At 72.3% G+C, this 20,274-nt stretch carries 18 protein-coding genes; 5 read left to right on the forward strand and 13 right to left on the reverse strand.

Annotated elements, in window-relative coordinates:
- Positions 1-244: 244 nt before the first annotated feature.
- A complete protein-coding gene (locus AOK23_RS51675) occupies positions 245-868 on the forward strand; it encodes a PQQ-binding-like beta-propeller repeat protein (protein ID WP_338056501.1) in 624 nt (207 codons plus the stop codon).
- Positions 869-929: 61 nt separating this feature from the next.
- On the opposite strand, the gene AOK23_RS22735 is transcribed toward AOK23_RS51675, so the two are convergent.
- Genes AOK23_RS22735 through AOK23_RS22755 form a run of 5 tightly spaced genes read right to left on the reverse strand, consistent with a single transcriptional unit; the run spans position 930 to position 5,146 of the window.
- Entirely contained in the window at positions 930-1,361 is a 432-nt protein-coding gene (locus tag AOK23_RS22735; RefSeq protein WP_055714528.1) for an ankyrin repeat domain-containing protein, read from the reverse strand.
- Positions 1,362-1,402: 41 nt separating this feature from the next.
- Positions 1,403-2,041: a hypothetical protein gene (locus tag AOK23_RS22740; protein WP_055714547.1), complete on the reverse strand. Its 639-nt coding sequence runs from the start codon at positions 2,039-2,041 to the stop codon at positions 1,403-1,405.
- A gap of 5 nt (positions 2,042-2,046) precedes the next feature.
- Positions 2,047-2,925, reverse strand: coding sequence for a carbohydrate ABC transporter permease (locus AOK23_RS22745; RefSeq protein WP_055714529.1), 879 nt, complete (start codon positions 2,923-2,925; stop codon positions 2,047-2,049).
- Positions 2,922-3,863: a carbohydrate ABC transporter permease gene (locus AOK23_RS22750; protein ID WP_055714530.1), complete on the reverse strand. Its 942-nt coding sequence runs from the start codon at positions 3,861-3,863 to the stop codon at positions 2,922-2,924. Before AOK23_RS22750 ends, AOK23_RS22745 begins: the two co-directional genes overlap by 4 nt.
- A complete protein-coding gene (locus tag AOK23_RS22755) occupies positions 3,860-5,146 on the reverse strand; it encodes an ABC transporter substrate-binding protein (protein WP_055714531.1) in 1,287 nt (428 codons plus the stop codon). Before AOK23_RS22755 ends, AOK23_RS22750 begins: the two co-directional genes overlap by 4 nt.
- Before the next feature lie 66 nt (positions 5,147-5,212).
- Between AOK23_RS22755 and AOK23_RS22760 the strand changes: the two genes are divergently transcribed.
- Positions 5,213-6,562 (forward strand): Gfo/Idh/MocA family protein, encoded by a 1,350-nt coding sequence (locus AOK23_RS22760; protein ID WP_055714532.1) that lies wholly within the window; start codon positions 5,213-5,215, stop codon positions 6,560-6,562.
- A 75-nt stretch (positions 6,563-6,637) separates the two neighbouring features.
- Here the strand turns inward: AOK23_RS22760 and AOK23_RS22765 are convergent, their stop codons facing one another.
- Positions 6,638-7,861, reverse strand: coding sequence for a cytochrome P450 (locus AOK23_RS22765; RefSeq protein WP_055714533.1), 1,224 nt, complete (start codon positions 7,859-7,861; stop codon positions 6,638-6,640).
- Between the two features lie 127 nt (positions 7,862-7,988).
- On the opposite strand from AOK23_RS22765, the gene AOK23_RS22770 reads away from it, so the two are divergent.
- Both AOK23_RS22770 and AOK23_RS22775 read left to right on the forward strand, forming a co-directional pair.
- Positions 7,989-8,798 (forward strand): methyltransferase domain-containing protein, encoded by an 810-nt coding sequence (locus AOK23_RS22770; protein WP_055714534.1) that lies wholly within the window; start codon positions 7,989-7,991, stop codon positions 8,796-8,798.
- Positions 8,799-8,933: 135 nt separating this feature from the next.
- Entirely contained in the window at positions 8,934-9,422 is a 489-nt protein-coding gene (locus AOK23_RS22775; RefSeq protein ID WP_055714535.1) for a hypothetical protein, read from the forward strand.
- 70 nt (positions 9,423-9,492) lie between these two features.
- Here the strand turns inward: AOK23_RS22775 and AOK23_RS22780 are convergent, their stop codons facing one another.
- From AOK23_RS22780 to AOK23_RS22810, 7 genes are all read right to left on the reverse strand, one after another.
- A complete protein-coding gene (locus tag AOK23_RS22780) occupies positions 9,493-10,098 on the reverse strand; it encodes a TIGR03086 family metal-binding protein (protein ID WP_055714536.1) in 606 nt (201 codons plus the stop codon).
- Between the two features lie 138 nt (positions 10,099-10,236).
- Complete coding sequence (locus AOK23_RS22785; protein WP_240496503.1) at positions 10,237-11,004, reverse strand: hypothetical protein; 768 nt, start codon at positions 11,002-11,004, stop codon at positions 10,237-10,239.
- A gap of 61 nt (positions 11,005-11,065) precedes the next feature.
- Complete coding sequence (locus AOK23_RS22790; protein WP_055714538.1) at positions 11,066-12,223, reverse strand: XdhC family protein; 1,158 nt, start codon at positions 12,221-12,223, stop codon at positions 11,066-11,068.
- A gap of 78 nt (positions 12,224-12,301) precedes the next feature.
- On the reverse strand, positions 12,302-13,765 hold the full coding sequence (locus tag AOK23_RS22795; RefSeq protein ID WP_055714539.1) for an NCS2 family permease: 1,464 nt from the start codon (positions 13,763-13,765) through the stop codon (positions 12,302-12,304).
- A 371-nt stretch (positions 13,766-14,136) separates the two neighbouring features.
- Positions 14,137-16,524 (reverse strand): xanthine dehydrogenase family protein molybdopterin-binding subunit, encoded by a 2,388-nt coding sequence (locus tag AOK23_RS22800; protein ID WP_055714540.1) that lies wholly within the window; start codon positions 16,522-16,524, stop codon positions 14,137-14,139.
- 2 nt (positions 16,525-16,526) lie between these two features.
- On the reverse strand, positions 16,527-17,132 hold the full coding sequence (locus tag AOK23_RS22805; protein ID WP_055714541.1) for a (2Fe-2S)-binding protein: 606 nt from the start codon (positions 17,130-17,132) through the stop codon (positions 16,527-16,529).
- Positions 17,132-18,022 (reverse strand): FAD binding domain-containing protein, encoded by an 891-nt coding sequence (locus tag AOK23_RS22810; RefSeq protein WP_055714542.1) that lies wholly within the window; start codon positions 18,020-18,022, stop codon positions 17,132-17,134. The genes AOK23_RS22805 and AOK23_RS22810 overlap by 1 nt, the downstream gene beginning before the upstream one ends.
- Before the next feature lie 400 nt (positions 18,023-18,422).
- On the opposite strand from AOK23_RS22810, the gene AOK23_RS22815 reads away from it, so the two are divergent.
- A complete protein-coding gene (locus tag AOK23_RS22815; protein WP_055714543.1) occupies positions 18,423-20,138 on the forward strand; it encodes a PucR family transcriptional regulator in 1,716 nt (571 codons plus the stop codon).
- The last annotated feature ends 136 nt before the right edge of the window (positions 20,139-20,274 follow it).

Here is a 20,274-nt window from a genome sequence, read left to right on the forward strand (position 1 = left end):
CACCGCGCGCCCGCTCGGCGACCGGCCCAGGTACACCCGCCCCCATGCCGCCCTCGCCGAGCGGGCGCGCGGTGGCGGTGAAGGTGGTGCGGCCCGACCTCGCCCAGGATCCCGACTTCCGGCGCCGGTTCGCCCGCGAGGTGGGCGCCGCCCGCAAGGTCAACGGGTTCTCCACCGCCGGGGTCGTCGAGGCCGACCCCGAGGGGTCCCCGACGGGGTCGTCTACACCGGCAGCGCGGACGGGCTGCACGCCGTGGACGCGGCCACGGGCGAGAAACGCTGGACGGCGCTCACGCCCAGCTATGTGGACTCCACGCCGGCCTTGGTCGACGGGGTCGTGTACGTCGGCAGCGGCGACGGCCTGCGGGCGGTGGACGCGGCGACCGGCACGGAACGGTGGTCGGCGCTCACGGACCACACCTTCTCCTCGTCACCGGCGGTGGCGAAGGGGCGGGTCTACATCGGCGGCATCGACGGGCTGTACGCCGTGAACGCCTCCGACGGCATGGGGTACGAGGACTTTCCGGGCGGTGGCCCCGTCGGCTCCTCCTCGCCGACGGTCGCCGACGGGGTGGTCCACGTCGGTGGCGACAAGGGCGATCTGTACGGAGTCGACGCCGTCACCGCCAAGCAGCGCCTGAAGTTCCCCACGGCGGACAGTGTCGACTCACGGCCGGCCGTGGTGGACGGCGTCCTCTACTTCGGCAGCGACGACGGCAACCTGTACGCGGTGGACGTCAAGACGAGTGAACAGAAGTGGCGGTTCTCGGCGGGCGACAGCTTCTTCACGCCCTCGTCGCCGGTCGTGTCCGACGGCGTGCTCTACATCGGCAGCTACGCGGGCAAGGTGTACGCGATAGCGGTCTGAGTCGGCCGGAGCCGACAGCAAGGGTGACAGCACCCATCCGGCCGTCACGCGTCCCCGAACGTCACGCGGTCCCGTCGAGCGGGTGGGCACCGGCGGCCAGCAGCAGTGCCGCCGTCTCCGGGTGGGGGCCGCGCTCCGCCCAGTAGAGCGGGGGGCGGCCCGTGCCGTGGTCCTCGCGGAGGTTCGGATCGGCGCCGTGCGCGAGGAGTTCGCGCACGGTGTCCGTGTGGCCCCAGCAGGCGGCCCCGCACAGCGGCGTGCCTTCCGTGCCGTGCCCGCTCTCGGTGTCGGGCGGGGCGCCGGCGGCCAGCAGCCGGCGGACCGTGTCGGCCGCCCCGTGCACGGACGCCGCGTACAGCGGCGTCGTGCCGTCGGAGTCGGCCGTCGCGGGGCAGGCACCAGCCCGGAGCAGCGCGTCGACCGTGGCGGTGTCACCGACCGACGCGGCCCGGACGAGACGTACGGACAGCTTCTTCTGCCGCCTTCTGTTCACTGCTCCCCAGTCCCACGCGACAAGTTCCGGGCCTCACCCCATCACACGCCCTCCTGGGAGGCGACCTCTTTTCCGCGTGCTCCCGTCACCCCGGTCCCCTTGGTCGCCCCGCGTACGTCGATCGCGGTGAGGGCGAGGGCCAGCAGTCCGGGGACGAGGAACGCGAGGGGCAGCAGCATCCACGCGCACAGGGCGGCCGTCAGCACGGCCAGCACCACCAGGGCGCTGCCGCCCGGGTCGCGCACGGCGTCGTGGGCGGCCCCGCGCACCGCGCCGGGCCAGTCGACGGCGGACTCGGGGCGGGCGCAGGCCCGCAGGCCCACCACGGCGGCGCAGACGCCGACGGCGGCGACCGCCAGTCCGAGGGCGGGGCCGCCGGGCAGGCCCGCGGAGACCAGCGCCAGGTCGACGAGGAGGAGGCCAAGACCGGCGAGGGTGACGAGCCCGGCGGCGACATCACCGGAGCGCAACCGTCGCCGCAGCCCGCCGAGGAACCGCCGGGCGGTCACCGGGCGCCCGTCCCGTACGCCCCGCAGCACCTCGCACGCCGTGGACAGCGCGGCGGGCAGCGTCACCAGCGGCAGGCTCACCACCGCCACGGCGACGCCGACGCTCAGCACATCGGCGAACAGCGACATCCTCGGTCCGAAGATCTCGCCCGGCTCCCGTTCGGTCCGCATCGCGTTCACCCCTTGATCCCGGAGTTGGCCATGCCCTCCACCAGGAAGCGCTGGAAGGCGAGGAAGAACAGCACGATCGGCAGCAGCGCGATGACCGACATGGCGAACATCGGGCCGAACGCCGAGGTGCTCGACGCGTCCACGAACGACCTGAGCGCCAGGGTCAGTGTGAACTTCTCCGGGGAGAAGAGGTAGATCAGCTGGGTGAAGAAGTCGTTCCAGATCCAGATGAACGTGAAGATGGCGGTGGTGATCAGGGCCGGGCGCGTCAGCGGCAGAATCACCAGGAAGAAGCTTCGGAACGGTCCACAGCCGTCGATCCGGGCCGCCTCCTCCAGTTCCCTCGGCAGTCCCCGCATGAACTGCACGATGAGGAAGACGAAGAACGCCTCGGTGGCCAGGAACTTCGGCAGGATCAGCGGCCAGTAGGTGTTCACCATGCCGAGCTGGTTGAAGATGATGTACTGCGGGATCAGCACCGCGTGGTGCGGCAGCATGATCGTGGCGATCATGAAGGCGAACAGCGGTCCACGGAAGCGGAATCGCAGGCGGGCGAAGGCGTACGCCGCGAGGGAGCAGGACAGTACGTTCCCGAGGACCGCGCCGGTCGCGATCAGCAGGGAGTTGCCGAGCAGTCTGCCGACCGAGATGTCGTTGACGCCTTCCAGGGCCGTCTCGTAGTTGGACCATTCCAGACGGCCGGGCAGCAGGTCGAGGCTCGCGATGACCTCGTCCGCCGGTTTCAGCGAGGTCGCGAGGAGCCAGGCCAGCGGGTAGAGCATGACCAGCAGGGCGGCCAGGCACGCGGTGTGCAGAGCCAGGCGCCGCCAGGCGAAGGGCCTGCGCGCGGTGGCGGTGGCGGGCGTTGTCGTGGTGGTGGTCATCGGTCCCCCTCGGAGGCGTAGAAGACCCAGGAGCGGGACGTGCGGAACAGGACGGCGGTGACCACGCCGATGGCGAGCAGCAGGACCCAGGCCATGGCGGAGGCGTAACCCATGTGGGAGGCGACGAAGCCGCGGTCGTAGAGGTAGAGCGTGTAGAAGAGGGTGGAGTCGGCGGGGCCGCCCTTGCCCGCGCTGATCGCGAAGGCGGGGGTGAAGACCTGGAAGGCCTGGATGGTCTGGAGGACCAGGTTGAAGAAGATCACCGGTGACAGCATCGGCACGGTGATCGACAGGAACTGGCGCCGGCGCCCGGCGCCGTCGACCTCGGCCGCCTCGTACAACTCCCCCGGGATCTGCTGGAGTCCGGCGAGGAAGATGACCATCGGGGCGCCGAACTGCCAGACCGTCAGCAGGGCCACCGCGAGCAGCGCCCAGCCGGGCTTGTTGACCCAGCCGCCGGTGCCGAGCAGATGGTCGACCGTGCCGCCGTCGTTGAAGATCGCCCGCCAGACGAGGGCGATGGACATGGAGGCGCCGAGGAGGGACGGGGCGTAGAACGCTGACCGGTAGAAGGCCTTGCCGTGCCGCATGTTCTTCAGGGCCAGCGCCACGACGAGGGCGAGGGCCAGTTGCAGGGGGACGGCGATGGCGACGTAGGTCAGGGTCGCCCCGACCGAACGCCAGTAGCGGGGGTCCTCGGTGAACATCTGCGTGTAGTTGCGCAGGCCCACCCAGCTGGGCGCGTTGAACAGGTCGTAGTCGGTGAAGGAGAGGTAGAGCGACACGGCCATCGGGAGCAGGGTGAGGACGCAGGCGCCCAGTACCCACGGGGAGAGGAACACCCAGGCGGCGCCCTCGCGTCGGGGCCTGCGGGCGGGCCGGACGGGCGGTGCGGCGCCCTCGCCCCGTCGGGTCGTCGGCATGTGTGTGGTGGTCATGACCTCAGCTCCGCCTTCGCCTCGGTGATGTAGTTCTCGGCGGCCTCTCGGGGGGACATCCGCTCGTACGACACCTGGTCGTAGTCGCGTTGGAAGGTGGTCTGCAGGGCGCTGTCGCCGGAGGGGGGTGCCTGGGGCGGGGCCTTCAACTCGCCCTCCAGGGAGGCCTGGTAGTCGTAGATGGTCCGGTCGAAGTCCTTGAGGTCCGGCGCGATCTCCTCGCGGAGGGTCTCGTTGACGGGGATGCCGCGGGTGGCGCCGAGGATCTTCGCGGCCTCGGGGTCGTTCAGCATGAAGTCGACGAGGCGGACGGACTCCTCGGGGTGACTCGTGTCGGCGGCCACGCCCATGAACATCGACGGCTTGAAGTACTGGCCCGGTGTGCCGTCCTCGCCCGAGGGCATCGGCGCGAGCGTGACCTCGCCGTCGGGGAGGAGGCCGAGGTAGCCGCTGGCCGGGGCGTCCCAGTTGTTGTCGGAGAGGGCCCTGCCGCGGCCGAGCGGGGTGTTCTCCACCGTGCCGTCGAGTTGGGTGGTCTCTTCGGCGGGCGAGACGGCGCCCTCCCGGCGGAGCCGGTCGGTGAACGTCCAGTAGTGGGTCAAGTCGTCCGCCGTGAAGCCGAGTTGCCGGTCCTCGGTATAGAGGGCCTTGCCGCGGCCGCGCAGCCAGACCTCGAAGGCGTCCTCGCTCCAGCCGGGGTCCGTGCCGCCCGGCTCACCGGTCCTGCGCGCCAACTCCCGCATGGTGTCGGCCCAGTCGTTCCAGGTCCAGCCCTCGCGGGGCGGGGCGACCCCGGCCGCCTTCCACTGCTTCGCGTCGTACACGACGGTCTCGGTGCCCCGGGCCTGGGGGATCGCGTACTGCCTGCCGTCGACCTTCCCGGTGGCGAGGAGTCCCGTGTCGAACGCGTCGGTGTCGAGAGCGGCCCGCTGCTCGGCGAAGTCCAGCAGGACGCCCCCGGAGGCGTACTGGTCGATCATGCGGTAGTCGAGTTGCATGACGTCGGGCGCGTCACCGCCGGCGGCCTGGGTCGCCAGCTTCTGCTTGTAGGCGTCGTAACCGGAGAACGAGGTCTGCACCTCGATCCCGGGGTGCTTCTCCTCGAAGAGGTCGACGGCCTGCTGGGTTCTCGCCGCCCGGTCGGGGTTGCCCCACCATGTGTAGCGCAGGACGACCTTGCCGCCGCCGCCCGACTCCTGTGGGCCCGAGCAGCCGCCGAGCACCGCGCACAGGGCGAGGACCACGGCCGTCGCGGAGGACTTCCTTGTCCTGTTTCCGGGCATGAGTGGGTCACCTCTTTCACTAGAAAGCGCTTCCCCCCCCCGCACGAGACCCTAGGGAAGGTCCGGATGTCACAACAAGACCCCTGCACCGTCTCCGTGGGCCGCCGCCGGGCCGCCGTCGTCGGGCTCGGCGCCCGCGCACAGATGTTCACCGAGGCGCTGACGGGCTCCTTCGCGGACCGGATCGATCTCGTCGGTCTCTGCGACACCAACGCGCACCGCATGGCCGTCCACAACGCCTGGATCGCCGCCGACCACCCCGGCCGCGTGCCCGTACCCGCGTACGCCGCCGAGGAGTTCGAGGAGATGCTGCGGCGCGAGCGGGTCGACCTGGTGGTGGTGTGCGGTGTGGACCGGTCCCACGACCACTACATCGTGCGGGCCCTGGAGGCGGGCTGCGACGTCGTCACCGAGAAGCCGATGACCACCGACGCCGGGCGCGCCCGCCGCATCCTGGACGCGCGCCGCCGGACGGGCCGCGAGGTGCGGGTCGCCTTCAACTACCGCTACAGCCCGGTGCACTCGGCCGTACGGGAGCTGCTCGCGAGCGGTGAGATCGGCGAGGTCGGCTCGGTGCACTTCGAGTGGCTGCTCGATCTGCGGCACGGCGCCGACTACTTCCGCCGCTGGCACCGCGAGAAGGCGAACTCCGGCGGGCTGCTGGTCCATAAGTCGACCCACCACTTCGACCTGGTCAACTGGTGGCTCGGCACCCGCCCCGAGACCGTCTTCGCCCAGGGCGGCCTCTTCTTCTACGGCGACGAGGCGGGCCGGCGCCGAGGACTCGCCCGCGACTACGACCGCGCCCACGGCTCCCCCGCCGCCGAGGGCGACCCCTTCGCCCTGCACCTCGACGACTCCCCCGTCCTCAGCGCGCTCTACCTGGACGCCGAGCGGGAGGACGGCTACCACCGCGACCGGAACGTCTTCGGGCCCGGCGTCACCATCGAGGACGACATGGCGGTCCTCGTGCGGTACGCGTCCGGGGCGACCCTGACGTACCACCTGACGGCGTACGCGCCCTGGGAGGGCTACCGGATCGCCTTCAACGGCAGCGAGGGGCGTCTGGAGCTGCTGGTGGAGGAGTCGACATGGACCCGCCCGCACGTCCGGGTCACCGGGGCGAGCCCCGTCCTGCACGGCACGGAGACCGGCGACGAGGCCGGGCGGACCGAGCTGCTCGTACGGCGGTTCTGGGAGCGGCCGCGTGAGGTGAAGGTCGCGACGGGCGAGGGCGGGCACGGCGGCGGGGACGTACGGATGCTGGCCGACCTGTTCGCGGACCGCGTCCCCGACGAGCTGGGCCGCGCCGCGGACGCGGTGGACGGGGCGAGGTCCCTGGTGACGGGCCTGGCGGCGAACCGGTCGCTGGAGACGGGGGCGCCGGTGGCCGCGCGGGAGTTGCTGGACGTGTGAGTCGGCGAAGGCCGACGGGGACCGCGGAGTCACCGCGAGACCTTGTCCGCCGTCGGGGCTCACCGCCCGGCGGCGTCACCAGACGAGTTCGAGGGTCTCCGGGGAGCGGTGGATCAGGGTCGTCCGCATGACGATCCGCTGATCGTCCGCGAGGCGCAGCCCTGGCATGCGGCGGGTCAGCAGCTCCAGGGTGATGCGGAGTTGTTCGCGGGCGAGTGTAGAGCCGGGGCAGGCGTGGACGCCGAGGCCGAAGGAGAGGTGGCGGGCGGCGGCGGTGCGGGTGATGTCGAAGTCGTCGGGGTCCGGGTGGCGGGAGCCGTCGCGGTTGGCGCCGCCGAAGGCGAGGAACACCGGTGTCCCGGCGGGCAGTTCGGTGCCCGCGAGGGTGACGGCTCGGGTCGTGACCCGGCGGAAGCCCTGCAGGGCCGTGTCGTACCGGGCGGCCTCCTCGATGGCGGCCGGGATGCGGTCGGGGTGGGCGCACAGCAGCTCCCACTGGCGGGGGTGCCGCAGGAGGTGCAGGAGGGTCGTGCCGATGAGGGCCGTGGTCGTGAGATGCCCGGCGATGAGCAGGTTCTGCAGATGGGCGACCAGCTCATGGCGTTGATCGAGCGTCAGCTCGTCGTCGCCCGGCCCGGCGACGGATGTGATGAGGTCGGTGACCAGGTCTTCGCGGGGGGCGGCGCGGCGGGCGCGGACGAACGCGTCGACACGGTGGGACATCGCCACCACGTCCTCGGCGGCGGCGATCTGCTCGGCCTCCGTCAGGGGCCGGAAGAGCAGTTCTTCGAGCCGGTGACCGCCGTGCACCAGGGCCGGTACGTCCGCCGGGTCGAAACCGACGAGGCGTCCGATGACGTCGCCGGGCAGCTTCCCGGCGTAGGCGGCCATCAGTTCGACCCGGCCGTCCTTCTCGAAGCCGTCGAGGAGCGCGGCGGCCCGCTCGGCGGCGTACGGGAGGACGGCGCCGACCCGCGCGGGCGACAGGCCGCGCACGATGGGCGCCCGCAGCGCCTGGTGCGGGTCCCCGTCGGCGGTCACCACGACCGGCCGGCCGCCGAAGCCGCCGGCCAGCACGGCCAGGGCGGCGGGCGCGGGCATCACGTCGGGGCGCAGCGCGTTGGCCGACGAGAAGTCCTCCGGCCGCCGCAGCACCTCCCGCACATCCGCGTCCCGGACCACCAGCCACGAGTCCAGCTCCGGCACATAGGTGAGCCCCTCCGCCGCCCGCGCCCGCGCGTAGTGCGGATACGGATCCCGCTGCAACTCGTCGAGCCTGGCGTGCAGTTCACGGTCCACGGGGTGCACCTTCCGGCCGGGGCGGGACGTGCGGACGGGGCTCATGCTGCCGTACGCGGGGTGGCGACGGTAGACGGTGGCGACCGGAAAGCGTCACCGGTGGGGCCGCTCCGCCTAGTGTGCCCGTATGGACGATCACGGTGTTGCTCACGGTTTCACGTCGGTGGACGCGCAACTCCGGCCGGACGAATGGGTCGGGGTACTGGACCGGTTGAGTGCGGAGCCGTTCTACGCCGCCTACAAACGGCGGTTGCGGGATCTGCTCCGGACGGCGGGCGGCGGGCTGTTCCTGGAGGTCGGCGCAGGGACCGGGGCCGCGGCCGCGTCCCTTCGGTCCGGGGACGGGATCGAAGTCGTCGCGTTGGACAGCTCGTTGACGATGATCGAGCAGGCACGGGACCGGGGACTGCCGTTCACCGCCGTCGCGGACGGGCATCGGCTGCCGTTCGCGGCGGACCGTTTCGACGGTGCCTGGGCGGACCGCGTACTCCAGCACGTCGCCGAACCGGGCCGGGTGCTGGACGAGTTGGTGCGGGTGGTGCGGCCCGGCGGTCGTATCGCCCTGGCAGACCCGGACTACGACACCCAGGTCGTGGACATCGACGACCAGGAACTCGCCCGCCGCGTACTGCGGTTCCGCGCCGACGTGGCGCTGCGCAACGGCACCCTCGCCCACCGGCATGCCGGGCTGCTCGCCGCCCGCGGTCTGCGTGACATCGCCGCGGAGGCCCGGACCCTGCTCGTACGCGACCCCTCGGCCGCCGACAACGTCCTGGGGATGCGTACGTGGGCGCACACCGCCGCGGCGCACGGGCACCTCGAGCCCGGGGAGGCGGAACGGTTCGTGGCGCAGTTCGACGACGCCGTGCGCACGGGCCGTTTCACCTACGCCGTCACGTTCTTCCTCACCGCCGGCACGGTGCCCTCGTCGGGGTGAGGGCTGCCGGAGGACCACGGTCCAGCCATCGCGGTTTGCCTGCTCCCGGCCGGTAGTGCGTGCCGTGATCGTCCGTAGGGCGGGACGGTTCGATGCGCCCGCCGTGTCCCCGATTGTTCACCTACGATCGGCTTCGTGGTCCTCTTCCTCCTCGAACGCCTCTCCCACCTCCCCGTCGACGTGGCCTGGCAGCGTCTCACCGACTGGCATCGCCATGCCGACGTCGTCCCCTTGACCCAGGTCACCGTCCGCACGCCTCCCCCGACCACCGAGGGCACGGTCTTCGTCGCCCGCAGCGGTATCGGCCCCCTCGCCTTCGACGACCCGATGGAGGTGGTGGTGTGGCAGCCGCCGGAGGGCGGAGGGGTGGGGCGGTGTCGGCTCGTCAAGCACGGGTCCCTGGTCAAGGGGTGGGCCGAGATCGAGGTCCGTCCCCACGGCGACGTGGCGGGAGCCGGACCCGACTCCGCGCCCAGCCCCGCCGCTTCGCGTGTCCTGTGGCGCGAGGAACTGCGCGTCCACCGGCTGCCGGGCTTCTGCGACCGGCCCCTCGGGTGGCTGTCCCGGCGGATGTTCGGGCGCGCGATGGACGGGTTGTTGAGGGAGACGCCCTCCGGGCGCTGAGCACCTCCACGGGTCGGTACTCGACCGTGCACCCAGCTGCCGGAGGCGTCCTACCTCGCCGCGAGCAGGGTCAAGAGGCGCTCCAGCGAGGGTCGCGGCCCAGGTAGCGCAGGAGGACCGTCACGTCGTCGTCGCCCTCGTCGGGGGTCAGGGCCGCGGCGTACGCGCCGTAGGGGCGGAGTGGCTCGACGATCTCCCTGGCGACCTTGAGGAGAGGGCGAGCCAGCTCGGGTGTGAGCGGCGAGGGTCGGCCCGTCGCCTGGGCGATGTCCCAGGCGTGGACCGCCGCGTCCAGCCCGCACGCCGCCGAACCGGACCACGGGGACAACTTGTTCGGCGGTACCGGCACGGGCACCTCGGCGGCGTCCCGGTCGATCCCCGCCCACGCCTTCGCCGCGCGTGCCAGGGCGTCCTCCAGGAACGCCGCCGGGTCCACTCCCTCCAGGTCGCCCGACGGGGCGAACGGGTTGAAGTCGGGACCGGGTTCGCCGGTCAGCGCGGCGGCGTAGCCGATCTGGTCGCCGACGGCGTGCTGGAAGACCTGGGTGACGGTCCAGCCCGCGCAGGGCGTCGCCAGGTGCCAGCCGTCGGCGGGGACGGCGCGGACCGCCGTGCGCAGTGCCTCGTGGGAGGCGTCCAGGACGTCCCAGCCGCTGGAGGTCATGTCATCGCTCATCAGAGGTTCCCCGTTCGTGGTGCGGTCATCGTGATCAACTGGTGCTGTCATGCGTCCGCTCTCGGCCCGTGACGACCGGAGAGCCAGGGCCCTCCGCGACGACAGGACTGCCCGTACCAGGCCGGCGACGGTCGGGCGTCAGGGCTTGCTGGGGTTCGGGGCCGTGGTGCTGTCGCGGGGGGTGGCGAGGCCGTCCCGGCGGTCGCGGTCGCCGTCGCCGGTGGTGCTGAGGAGGGTGTCGCAGATCTCGCGCAGCTTGTCGGTGGCCTGCTTGGAGAACAGGCCGCAGAGGCCGGCTATGCCGGAGAAGCCGTACGGGTTGGTGGCGCCGGCGCCGGAGCTGCCGGCGAAGAGGCCGCCGCGCAGCAGCAGGTAGACGAGGAGCGCGAGGGCCACGCCGATACCGGCGCGCAGCAGGTACCACCAGAGCCAGCTCGCGTAGAGCCGCCGGTTGCCGACGTACGTCGCGAACGAGGTGGCCGCGTGGACGAAGCTGCCGAGCGCGCTGCACACCACCACGGCCAGCAGCATCGCCGTGTCCGCGGTCAGCGCCCAGTCGCCGAAACCGAACGGCGACCAGCGGGCGGTGGCCGCGGGGTCCGCCCCCGGCTCGACCGTCGCCAGGACCACCGGCCACAGGGTCACGAGGGCGCCGCAGACGAAGACCACGTCGACGAGGAGGAAGAGACCGAGCAGGGTGGTCGCGGGTGTCGACAGCCGACGCTCGTCGCGGGTGCCGTCGGCTGCCCCACCGGCCTCTCCGTCGACGAGGCCCGAGCCCGTGCCTCCGTCGCCGCCGTCCAGGCCCGTGGCGCCGTCGGGGCCCTCGTCCATGCCCTCGCCCGTGCCGTGCCCCACGCTCACCGTGCTCAACTGTCCGCCCCCGTCGTGCTGTTGCCGTGTCACCGACGGTCAACCCTGCCGCCCGGGCGGTCAAGTCTCAAGTCGGGCGAAGCCTGAAGGGGCGTCAGGACACCCTCAGGCTCGGCACGTCCGCCGGGTCCGACGACGGGCCGTCGTGGTGGATCGGCGTGTGCGCGCCCGTCAGGGGGACCCCGGTGCCGCCGCGGCGGTGGGCGACGATCTCGGAGGCGATGGACAGGGCCGTCTCCTCCGGGGTGCGGGCGCCGAGGTCCAGGCCGATGGGTGAGCGGAGGCGGGCCAGTTCCAGGTCGGTGACGCCCTCCTGGCGGAGGCGTCGCTCGCGGTCGAGGTGGGTGCGGCGGGAGCCCATCGCGCCGACGTAGGCGACGGGGAGGCGCAGGGCGAGGCGGAGCAGCGGTACGTCGAACTTGGCGTCGTGGGTGAGGACGCACAGGACGGTCCGGGCGTCGACGTCCGTGCGTTCCAGGTATCGGTGCGGCCACTCGACGACGATCTCGTCCGCCTCCGGGAAACGGGTGCGGGTGGCGAAGACGGGGCGGGCGTCGCAGACGGTCACGTGGTAGCCGAGGAACTTGCCGATCCGGACGAGCGCGGACGCGAAGTCGATCGCACCGAAGACGATCATCCGGGGTGGTGGGACGGAGGACTCCACCAGAACCGTGAGCGGCGCTCCGCAACGTGAGCCCTGCTCTCCGATCTCCAGGGTGCCGGTGCGGCCGGCGTCCAGGAGGGCGCGGGCCTCGGCGGCGACCGTGCGGTCCAGTTCGGGGTGGGCGCCGAAGCCGCCGTCGTACGAGCCGTCCGGGCGGACCAGCAGGGCCCGGCCGCGCAGCTCCGCCGGGCCGGAGACGATCCGTGCCATCGCCGCCGCCTCCCCGCCCGCCGCCGAGGCGAGCGCGGCGGCAACCACCGGGCGGACGGGGTCGCCCGCCCGCACCGGTGTCACGAGGATGTCGATGATCCCGCCGCAGGTCAGGCCGACGGCGAAGGCGTCCTCGTCGCTGTAGCCGAAGCGTTCGAGGACGGGTTCGCCGTCCTCCAGCGCCTGTCGGCACAGCTCGTAGACGGCGCCCTCCACGCAGCCGCCGGAGACCGAGCCGATCGCCGTGCCGTCGGAGTCCACCGCGAGGGCGGCGCCCGGCTGCCGAGGGGCGCTGCCGCCGACGGCCACCACGGTGGCCACGGCGAAGTCGCGCCCCTGCCCGACCCACCGGTGCAGCTCGTCGGCGATGTCCAGCATCTCTCGGTCTCCTCACAGATTGCGGTTGCGCGGACGATACTCGGCCGTGGGCCCTAACCGGGGCCGTCCTAGGGGCCCCTAGTGCACGCCCAGCCAGCTCTCGATCGGGTCGAGCGCGAAGAAGACGACGAACACCGCCGTCAGGCCCCACATGAACGCGCCGATCTCCCGCGCCCGGCCCTGGGCGAGCTTGATGGCGACGTACGAGACGACTCCGGCCGCGACGCCCGCGGTGATGGAGTACGTGAACGGCATGATCACGACGGTCAGGAAGACGGGGACCGCGGTGGCGCGGTCGGACCAGTCGACGTGCCGGGCGTTGGTCATCATCATGGCGCCGATGACCACCAGGGCCGCCGCCGCGACCTCGCCGGGGACGATCGCCGTCAGCGGGGTGAAGAACAGGCAGGCGGCGAAGAACAGTCCGGTGACGACGGAGGACAGGCCCGTACGGGCGCCCTCGCCGACCCCGGTCGCCGACTCGACGAACACCGTCTGGCCGGAGCCGCCCGCCACACCGCCGATCGCGCCGCCCGCGCCGTCGATGAACAGCGCCTTGGACAGGCCGGGCATCCGGCCCTTGTCGTCGGCGAGGCCCGCCTCCGTGCCCACGCCGATGATGGTGGCCATCGCGTCGAAGAACCCGGCGAGGACGAGGGTGAAGACGATCATGCCGACCGTCATCGCGCCGACGTCGCCCCAGCCGCCGAACTCGACGTGCCCGAACAGCGAGAAGTCCGGCATCGACACCGCGCTGCCGTGCAACTCCGGTGCGCCGCCCGCCCATTGCTTCGGGTCGATGGCACCGAGGGCGTTGAGGACGACGGCGAGGACGGTGCCGCCGACGATGCCGAGCAGGATCGCGCCGGGCACACCGCGGGCCTGCAGCATGAAGATCGCGAGGAGGGTGGCCGCGAACAGCAGGACGGGCCAGCCGGCGAGTTCACCGGCGGGGCCGAGGGTGACCGGGGTCGCCTTGCCCTGGTGCACGAAGCCGGCCTTGTAGAAGCCGATCAGGGCGACGAACAGACCGATACCCATGGTGATCGCGTGCTTCAGGGCCAGTGGGATCGCGTTCATGATCATCTCGCGGAGGCCGGTGACGACCAGCAGCATGATGATCACGCCGTACATCACGCACATGCCCATCGCCTGCGGCCAGGTCATCTGCGGCGCGACCTGCGAGGCGATGACCCCGGAGACGGACAGGCCCGCGGCGAGGGCGAGCGGCACCCTGCCGACGAAGCCCATGAGCAGGGTGCTGACGGCCGCCGCGAGGGCGGTCGCCGTGATCAGGGCCTTCTGGCCGAGGGTGGCGCCCGCGGCGTCCGGGCCGGACAGGATGAGCGGGTTGAGCAGGAGGATGTACGCCATCGCCATGAAGGTGGTGACGCCGCCGCGCACCTCACGCGCGACGGAGGACCCTCGGGCGGTGATGTGGAAGTACCGGTCGAGTGAGGACCTGCCGGCGGGGACGGGGGGTTCCGCGACCGCGTCGTCCGCTGACGCGTCGGTCTTCGGCTGGAGGGACTGCTGGGTCATGTGGGCTACTCCCAAGGTTCACAGGGGCACCCGGCCGCTGCGCTGTGCTGCGGTGGGATTTGGGAAGGTGCCCGACCCGGGGGACGGCCCGAGACGAACGGGGTACCTGCGGTGCTGGAGCGGTGCCGGGTGGCCGTGGGGTGTGGCTGTTGCCCGGTGGTGGGGTTGCTGCGCGCTTGAGCTCGGTCGGTGCGGTTCGTTCGGCGACCGCGGGTGGGTGGGGGTTGGTCGCGCAGTTCCCCGCGCCCCTTGGCGGCAAGGGTCGCGCCCGGGGCTTTTCAGGAGCGCGGGGAACTGCGCGAGCGACCTCACACCACCCGCAGCCGCCGACGAGACAGGAACCCGCCGAGCTCACCGGCGGACCAACGGAGTTACGCCGTGCCCGTCAGGTGTTCGGGGCGTACCGGCGTGCGGTTCAGCTCCAGCCCCGTCGCCGCCCGGATCGCCGCGAGGACGGCCGGGGTGGAGGACAGGGTGGGGGCCTCGCCGACTCCGCGCAGCCCGTACGGCGCGTGGTCGTCGGCGAGTTCGAGCACGTCGACGGGGATGGTCGGCGTGTCGAGGATCGTGGGGATGAGGTAGTCCGTGAAGGACGGGTTGCGGACCTTCGCCGTCTTCGGGTCGACGACGATCTCCTCCATGACGGCGATGCCGAGGCCCTGTGTCGTGCCGCCCTGGATCTGGCCGAGCACGGAGAGCGGGTTGAGGGCCTTGCCGACGTCCTGCGCGCAAGCCAGTTCGACGACCTTGACCATGCCCAGCTCGGTGTCGACCTCGACGACGGCACGGTGCGCGGCGAAGGAGTACTGGACGTGGCCGAAGCCCTGCCCGGTGCGCAGGTCGAAGGGTTCGGTCGGCCGGTGCCGCCACTGCTCCTCGATCTCGACGGCCTCGTCGCCGAGGACGTCCACCAGGTCGGCGAGGACCTCACCGGCGTCGGTGACGACCTTGCCGCCCTCCAGGAGGAGTTCGGCGGTGGCCCATGCGGGGTGGTACGTGCCGAACGCGCGGCGACCCATCTCCAGGACCTTCTCCCGGACCAGTTCGCAGGCGTTCCTCACGGCGCCGCCGGTGACGTACGTCTGACGGGACGCCGACGTCGAACCGGCCGAGCCCACCTGGGTGTTGGCCGGATTGATGGTCACCTGGGTGACGCCCAGCTCGGTACGGGCGATCTGCGCGTGGACGGTGATGCCGCCCTGGCCTACCTCCGCCATGGCGGTGTGGACCGTCGCGACCGGTTCGCCGCCGACGACCTCCATGCGCACCCGGGCCGTGGAGTAGTCGTCGAAGCCCTCGGAGAAGCCGACGTTCTTGATGCCGACCGCGTAGCCCACCCCGCGTACGACGCCCTCGCCGTGCGTGGTGTTGGACAGGCCGCCCGGCAGCTCCCGCACGTCCGCCGCCTCGCCCGCCGCGAGCCACTGCCGCTCGGGGGGCATGGGCATCGCCTTGACGCGGCGCAGGAGTTCGGCGACCGGGGCCGGGGAGTCGACGACCTGGCCGGTCGGCATGACGGCGCCCTGGGACATGGCGTTGATCCGCCGGAACTCCACCGGGTCCATGCCGAGCCTCGCCGCCAGCTTGTCCATCTGGGCCTCGTACGCGAAGCACGCCTGGACCGCGCCGAAGCCGCGCATCGCGCCGCAGGGCGGGTTGTTGGTGTAGAGGGCGAGGGCCTCGATGTCGACGTCCTCGATGACGTAGGGGCCCGCGCCGAGGGAGGCGGCGTTGCCGACGACGGCCGGGGAGGAGGAGGCGTAGGCACCGCCGTCCAGGACGATACGGGCCTTGAGGTGGGTGAGCTTGCCGTCCTTCGTCGCGCCGTGCTCGTAGTGGAGCTTCGCGGGGTGGCGGTGGACATGGCCGAAGAAGGACTCGAAGCGGTTGAACACGATCTTGACGGGCTTGCCCGTGCGCAGGGCGAGCAGGCAGGCGTGGATCTGCATCGACAGGTCCTCGCGACCGCCGAAGGCCCCGCCGACGCCGGCCAGCGTCATCCGGACCTTGTCCTCGGGCAGGCCGAGCACGGGCGCGATCTGGCCCAGGTCGGCGTGCAGCCACTGGGTGGCGACGTAGAGGTCGACGCCGCCGTCCTCGGCGGGGACGGCGAGGCCGGACTCGGGGCCGAGGAAGGCCTGGTCCTGCATGCCGAAGACGTACTCGCCCTCGACGATGACGTCGGCGCGCTCGCGTGCCTTCGCCACGTCGCCGCGGATGACGGGCTGACGGTGGACGATGTTCGGGTGCGGGACGTGCCCGCTGTGGTGGTCGGTGCGGTTCCCGTGGACGAGGACCGCGTCCGGCGCGGTCGCGGAGGCCTCGTCGGTGACGACGGGCAGTTCGCGGTACTCCACCTTGATCTTGGCGGCGGCGCGGCGCGCGGTCTCCGGGTGGTCGGCGGCGACGATCGCGACGGGCTCCCCGTGGTGGCGGATCTTGCCGTGGGCGAGGACGGGGGTGTCCCGGATCTCCAGGCCGTAGTGCTTCACGTCGGTCGGCAGGTCGTCGTACGTCATGACGGCGTACACACCGGGGGTGGCGAGGGCCTCTGCGGTGTCGATGGAGACGATCTCGGCGTGGGCGACCGTGGAGCGCAGGATCTGGCCCCAGAGCATGTCCTCGTGCCACATGTCGGAGGAGTAGGCGAACTCTCCGGTGACCTTGAGGGTGCCGTCGGGACGGAGGGTGGACTCGCCGATGCCGCCCTTGGTGCGGGAGCCCTGGGTGATGTTGGTGGGCAGACCGGTGGTTCCCATGATCAGACCCCTTCGGACTGCCGGGCGGCCGCGAGGCGGACCGCGTCCATGATCTTCTCGTAGCCGGTGCAGCGGCACAGGTTGCCCGAGAGGGCCTCGCGGATGTCCGCGTCGGTCGGGCTGGGGTGGCGCTCCAGCATCTCGTCGGCGGCGACGAGCAGTCCGGGGGTGCAGAAGCCGCACTGGACGGCGCCGGCGTCGATGAACGCCTGCTGGACCGGGGAGAGTTCGGTGCCCTCGCCGGTGTGGGAGTCGCTGCCCCGGGCGGCCCAGCGCCGGGCCTCGTCGAGCGGGGTCCCGGCCGCGGCGTCCGCCGTGCCGCACGCGCCGGAGGCGCAACCGCCGTGCTCGGCGCGCTGCTTGGCGAAGTCGGCGAGCCCTTCGACGGTGACGACCTCGCGGCCCTCCACCTGCCCGGCGGCGACCAGGCACGCGCACACCGGCACGCCGTCCAGGCGGACGGTGCACGAGCCGCACTCGCCCTGTTCGCAGGCGTTCTTGGAGCCGGGGAGCCCCAGGCGTTCCCTCAGGACGTACAGGAGGGACTCGCCCTCCCACACGTCGTCGGCCTCCTGCGGACGTCCGTTGACCGTGAAAGTGACGCGCATCAGGCGGCTCCCTCCGTGCGGGCGGCGTTGCCGCGGTACGACTCCCAGGTCCACATGAGCGTGCGGCGGGCCATGACGCCGACGGCGTGGCGGCGGTAGCTCGCGGTGCCGCGGACGTCGTCGATCGGGTTGCAGGCGGCGGAGCACAGCTCGGCGAACTGCTTGGCGACCGACGGGGTGATGATCCTGCCGTTGTCCCAGAAGCCGCCCTCGTCGAGCGCCGCGTTCAGGAACTCCTCGGCGGCCCTGGCCCGGACGGGGGTCGGCGCGGCCGAGCCGATGCCGGTGCGGACGGTGCGCGTCGCGGGGTGCAGGGCCAGCCCGAAGGCGCACACGGCGATGACCATGGCGTTGCGGGTGCCGACCTTGGAGTACTGCTGCGGTCCGTCGGCCTTGTCGATGTGGACGGCCCGGATCAGCTCGTCCGGGGCGAGCGCGTTGCGCTTGACGCCGGTGTAGAAGTCGTCGATCGGGATGAGCCGGGAGCCCCGTACGGACTCGACCTCGACCCGGGCGCCCGCCGCGAGGAGGGCCGGGTGGGCGTCGCCGGCCGGGGAGGCGGTGCCGAGGTTGCCGCCGACGCCGCCGCGGTTGCGGATCTGCGGGGAGGCCACCGTGTGCGAGGCCAGGGCGAGGCCGGGCAGCTCGGGCCGGAGGTGCTCCATGATCCGGGTGTAGGGGACGGAAGCGCCCAGGCGAACCGTCTCCTCGCCGACCTCCCACTCGTAGAGGTCGCCGACGCGGTTCAGGTCCAGCAGATACTCGGGCCGACGGTGGTCGAAGTTGATCTCGACCATCACATCGGTGCCGCCGGCGATCGGCACAGCGGTGGGGTGCTCGGCCTTCGCGGCGAGCGCCTCCTCCCAGCTGGCGGGGCGAAGGAAGTCCATCTGACCGGCTCTCTTCTTCGTCTCAGGTCGTCTCGGAGTGGTTCCGTTTGAGCCAGATCATGTGCGGCGGGCCCGGCTCGTTCATGTGCTGTTCATGAGGGGTCGACACCAGTACACAGCGCCCTCCTCCGCCCCGGTCAGTCACGGAAACCATGAAGGAGTTGCCTGGCCAGGGGGCGTATCTTGTAGATTCGTATGAACGGAGGCCATCGGCAACCTCCTCGTTTTGCTCTGGAAACACGCAGCACACACCCGGAGCCGGGCGGGTCGTTTTTCGAAAGTCCCAGGCCACGCCCCGGACGTGTCCCGGCCTTCCGTAACCACCCTCCTCCGGAAGCCACCGGGTCGCCCCCCGGGCGAACCGACCATAGATTTCGAGACAGGAACGGCGGCGACGAGAATGCGCCTGCGCGCACTGCTGGACACCGACGCGCTGGGTCTGCGGCTGCTCGGCGGCGAGGACGAGCTGGACCGCCCCGTGCGGGGTGTGATGACCACCGACCTGCGGGACCCCAGCCGCTACCTCTCCGGCGGCGAGCTGGTGCTCACCGGCCTCGCCTGGCGCCATGACGCCACCGACTCCGAACCCTTCGTACGGATCCTCGTCGGCGCCGGTGTCACCGCCCTGGCGGCCGGCGAGGCCGAGCTGGGCGATGTCCCCGAGGACCTCGTCGTGGCCTGCGCCCGGCACCGGCTGCCGCTGCTGGCGGTCAACGAGTCGGTGGCCTTCGCGACGATCACCGAGCACGTCGTGCGGCAGGTCTCCGGCGAGCGCGCCGGGGACCTGGCGGCCGTGGTGGACCGCCACCGCCGGATGATGACGTCCGGCCCGGCGGGCGGCGGCCCGGACGTCGTCCTCGATCTGCTCGGCTCCGACCTGGACCTGCGGGCGTGGGTCCTCTCCCCCACCGGCCGCCTCATCGCGGGCCCCAAGGTCGCGGGGCCGTCCCTGCCCGCCGAGCTGTGCGCGCGGCTGGCCGGCGAGCACCTGGCGGCGGCGCGCACGGGGCGGCGCGGGCCGTACCGGGTGGGGGTCGGCACGACCACGTACTCGCTGTTCCCGATCAGCGGCGCGGGCCGCTCCGGGAACGCCGCCGCCCGTGACGTGCGCGAGACGGTGCTGTCCGACTGGCTGCTCGCCGTCGAGGCCGACGCCGGGGACTGGCCCGCCGAGCGGCTCGACCTGCTGCACGGCGTGACTCAGCTGATCGCCGTCGAGCGAGACCGCCGTGACGCGGCCCGCACGGTACGGCGCCGGCTCGCCCAGGAGGTCCTGGAGCTGGTGCAGGCGGGTTCGGCGCCCGCCGAGATCGCGGCCCGGCTGCGGGTCGCCGCACCGGTGCTCCTGCCGGGCCTCGGGGCGGCCCCGCACTGGCAGGTCGTCGTGGCGAGGGTCGAGTGGGAGGAGCAGGGCCCCGCGGGCGAGAACGATGGCGGGCGACGGGCGGACGGGATCGACGGGGGGCCGGTGGCGCAGGCGCTGCTGGAGGAGATCCTCGTGGACCCCCTGGCGACCGGCCCCGAGCACTCGGACCGGATCGCCGTCGCCCACACGGGTGACGAGGCCATCGCGCTCGTCCCGCTGCCCGCCGTCTCGACGGAGCACGACGGCTCCGAGTCCGGCATCCACGCCGACACCCTGCTCGCCGCCGTACGGGACCCGCTGTCGGCCGGCCTCGACGGCGACGGGCGGCTCACCCTCGGCGTCAGCGCGTCCGTGCACTCGGCGGAGGGCCTGCGGGGCGCCCTGGAGGAGGCCCGGCACGCCCGCCGGGTGGCGGCGGCCCGCCCCGGCCGGGTCTGCGCGGCCGGCCACCAGGAGCTGGCCTCCCACGTCCTGCTGCTGCCCTTCGTCCCCGACGACGTCCGCCGCGCCTTCACCGCCCGCCTCCTGGACCCGCTGCGCGACTACGACCGCCGCCACCGCGCCGAGCTGATCCCCACCCTGGAGGCGTTCCTGGAGTGCGACGGCTCCTGGACCCGCTGCGCGGCCCGCCTCCACCTGCACGTCAACACACTGCGCTACCGGGTGGGCCGTATCGAGCAGTTGACGAGCCGGGACCTGTCCCGCCTGGAGGACAAGCTGGACTTCTTCCTGGCGCTGCGGATGAGTTAGCGCCCACGGGCGGCGAGTTGGTGCCGGCGGGGCGAAGCCCGGGGGGTGGTGGACGAAGATCGATGTGCGCCCTCCGCACCCCATGACTTTGTGAATTCTTTCACCCACCCTCTTGGCCAGCCCGGCCATTCGTGCT

It is taken from the genome of Streptomyces torulosus, assembly GCF_001419765.1.
Lineage (GTDB): Bacteria > Actinomycetota > Actinomycetes > Streptomycetales > Streptomycetaceae > Streptomyces > Streptomyces torulosus.

Excerpts from the sequence above, each read along its gene's own strand:
- AOK23_RS22750 (WP_055714530.1), bottom strand. The coding sequence starts at position 3,863 with ATGACCACCACACACATGCCGACGACCCGACGGGGCGAGGGCGCCGCA.
- AOK23_RS22790 (WP_055714538.1), bottom strand. The coding sequence starts at position 12,223 with ATGCTGGACATCGCCGACGAGCTGCACCGGTGGGTCGGGCAGGGGCGC.
- AOK23_RS22740 (WP_055714547.1), bottom strand. The coding sequence starts at position 2,041 with ATGCGGACCGAACGGGAGCCGGGCGAGATCTTCGGACCGAGGATGTCG.
- AOK23_RS22745 (WP_055714529.1), bottom strand. The coding sequence starts at position 2,925 with ATGACCACCACCACGACAACGCCCGCCACCGCCACCGCGCGCAGGCCC.
- AOK23_RS22805 (WP_055714541.1), bottom strand. The coding sequence starts at position 17,132 with ATGCGCGTCACTTTCACGGTCAACGGACGTCCGCAGGAGGCCGACGAC.
- AOK23_RS22800 (WP_055714540.1), bottom strand. The coding sequence starts at position 16,524 with ATGGGAACCACCGGTCTGCCCACCAACATCACCCAGGGCTCCCGCACC.
- AOK23_RS22755 (WP_055714531.1), bottom strand. The coding sequence starts at position 5,146 with ATGCCCGGAAACAGGACAAGGAAGTCCTCCGCGACGGCCGTGGTCCTC.
- AOK23_RS22810 (WP_055714542.1), bottom strand. The coding sequence starts at position 18,022 with ATGGACTTCCTTCGCCCCGCCAGCTGGGAGGAGGCGCTCGCCGCGAAG.
- AOK23_RS22760 (WP_055714532.1), top strand. The coding sequence starts at position 5,213 with ATGTCACAACAAGACCCCTGCACCGTCTCCGTGGGCCGCCGCCGGGCC.
- AOK23_RS22780 (WP_055714536.1), bottom strand. The coding sequence starts at position 10,098 with ATGAGCGATGACATGACCTCCAGCGGCTGGGACGTCCTGGACGCCTCC.
- AOK23_RS22770 (WP_055714534.1), top strand. The coding sequence starts at position 7,989 with ATGGACGATCACGGTGTTGCTCACGGTTTCACGTCGGTGGACGCGCAA.
- AOK23_RS22795 (WP_055714539.1), bottom strand. The coding sequence starts at position 13,765 with ATGACCCAGCAGTCCCTCCAGCCGAAGACCGACGCGTCAGCGGACGAC.
- AOK23_RS22815 (WP_055714543.1), top strand. The coding sequence starts at position 18,423 with ATGCGCCTGCGCGCACTGCTGGACACCGACGCGCTGGGTCTGCGGCTG.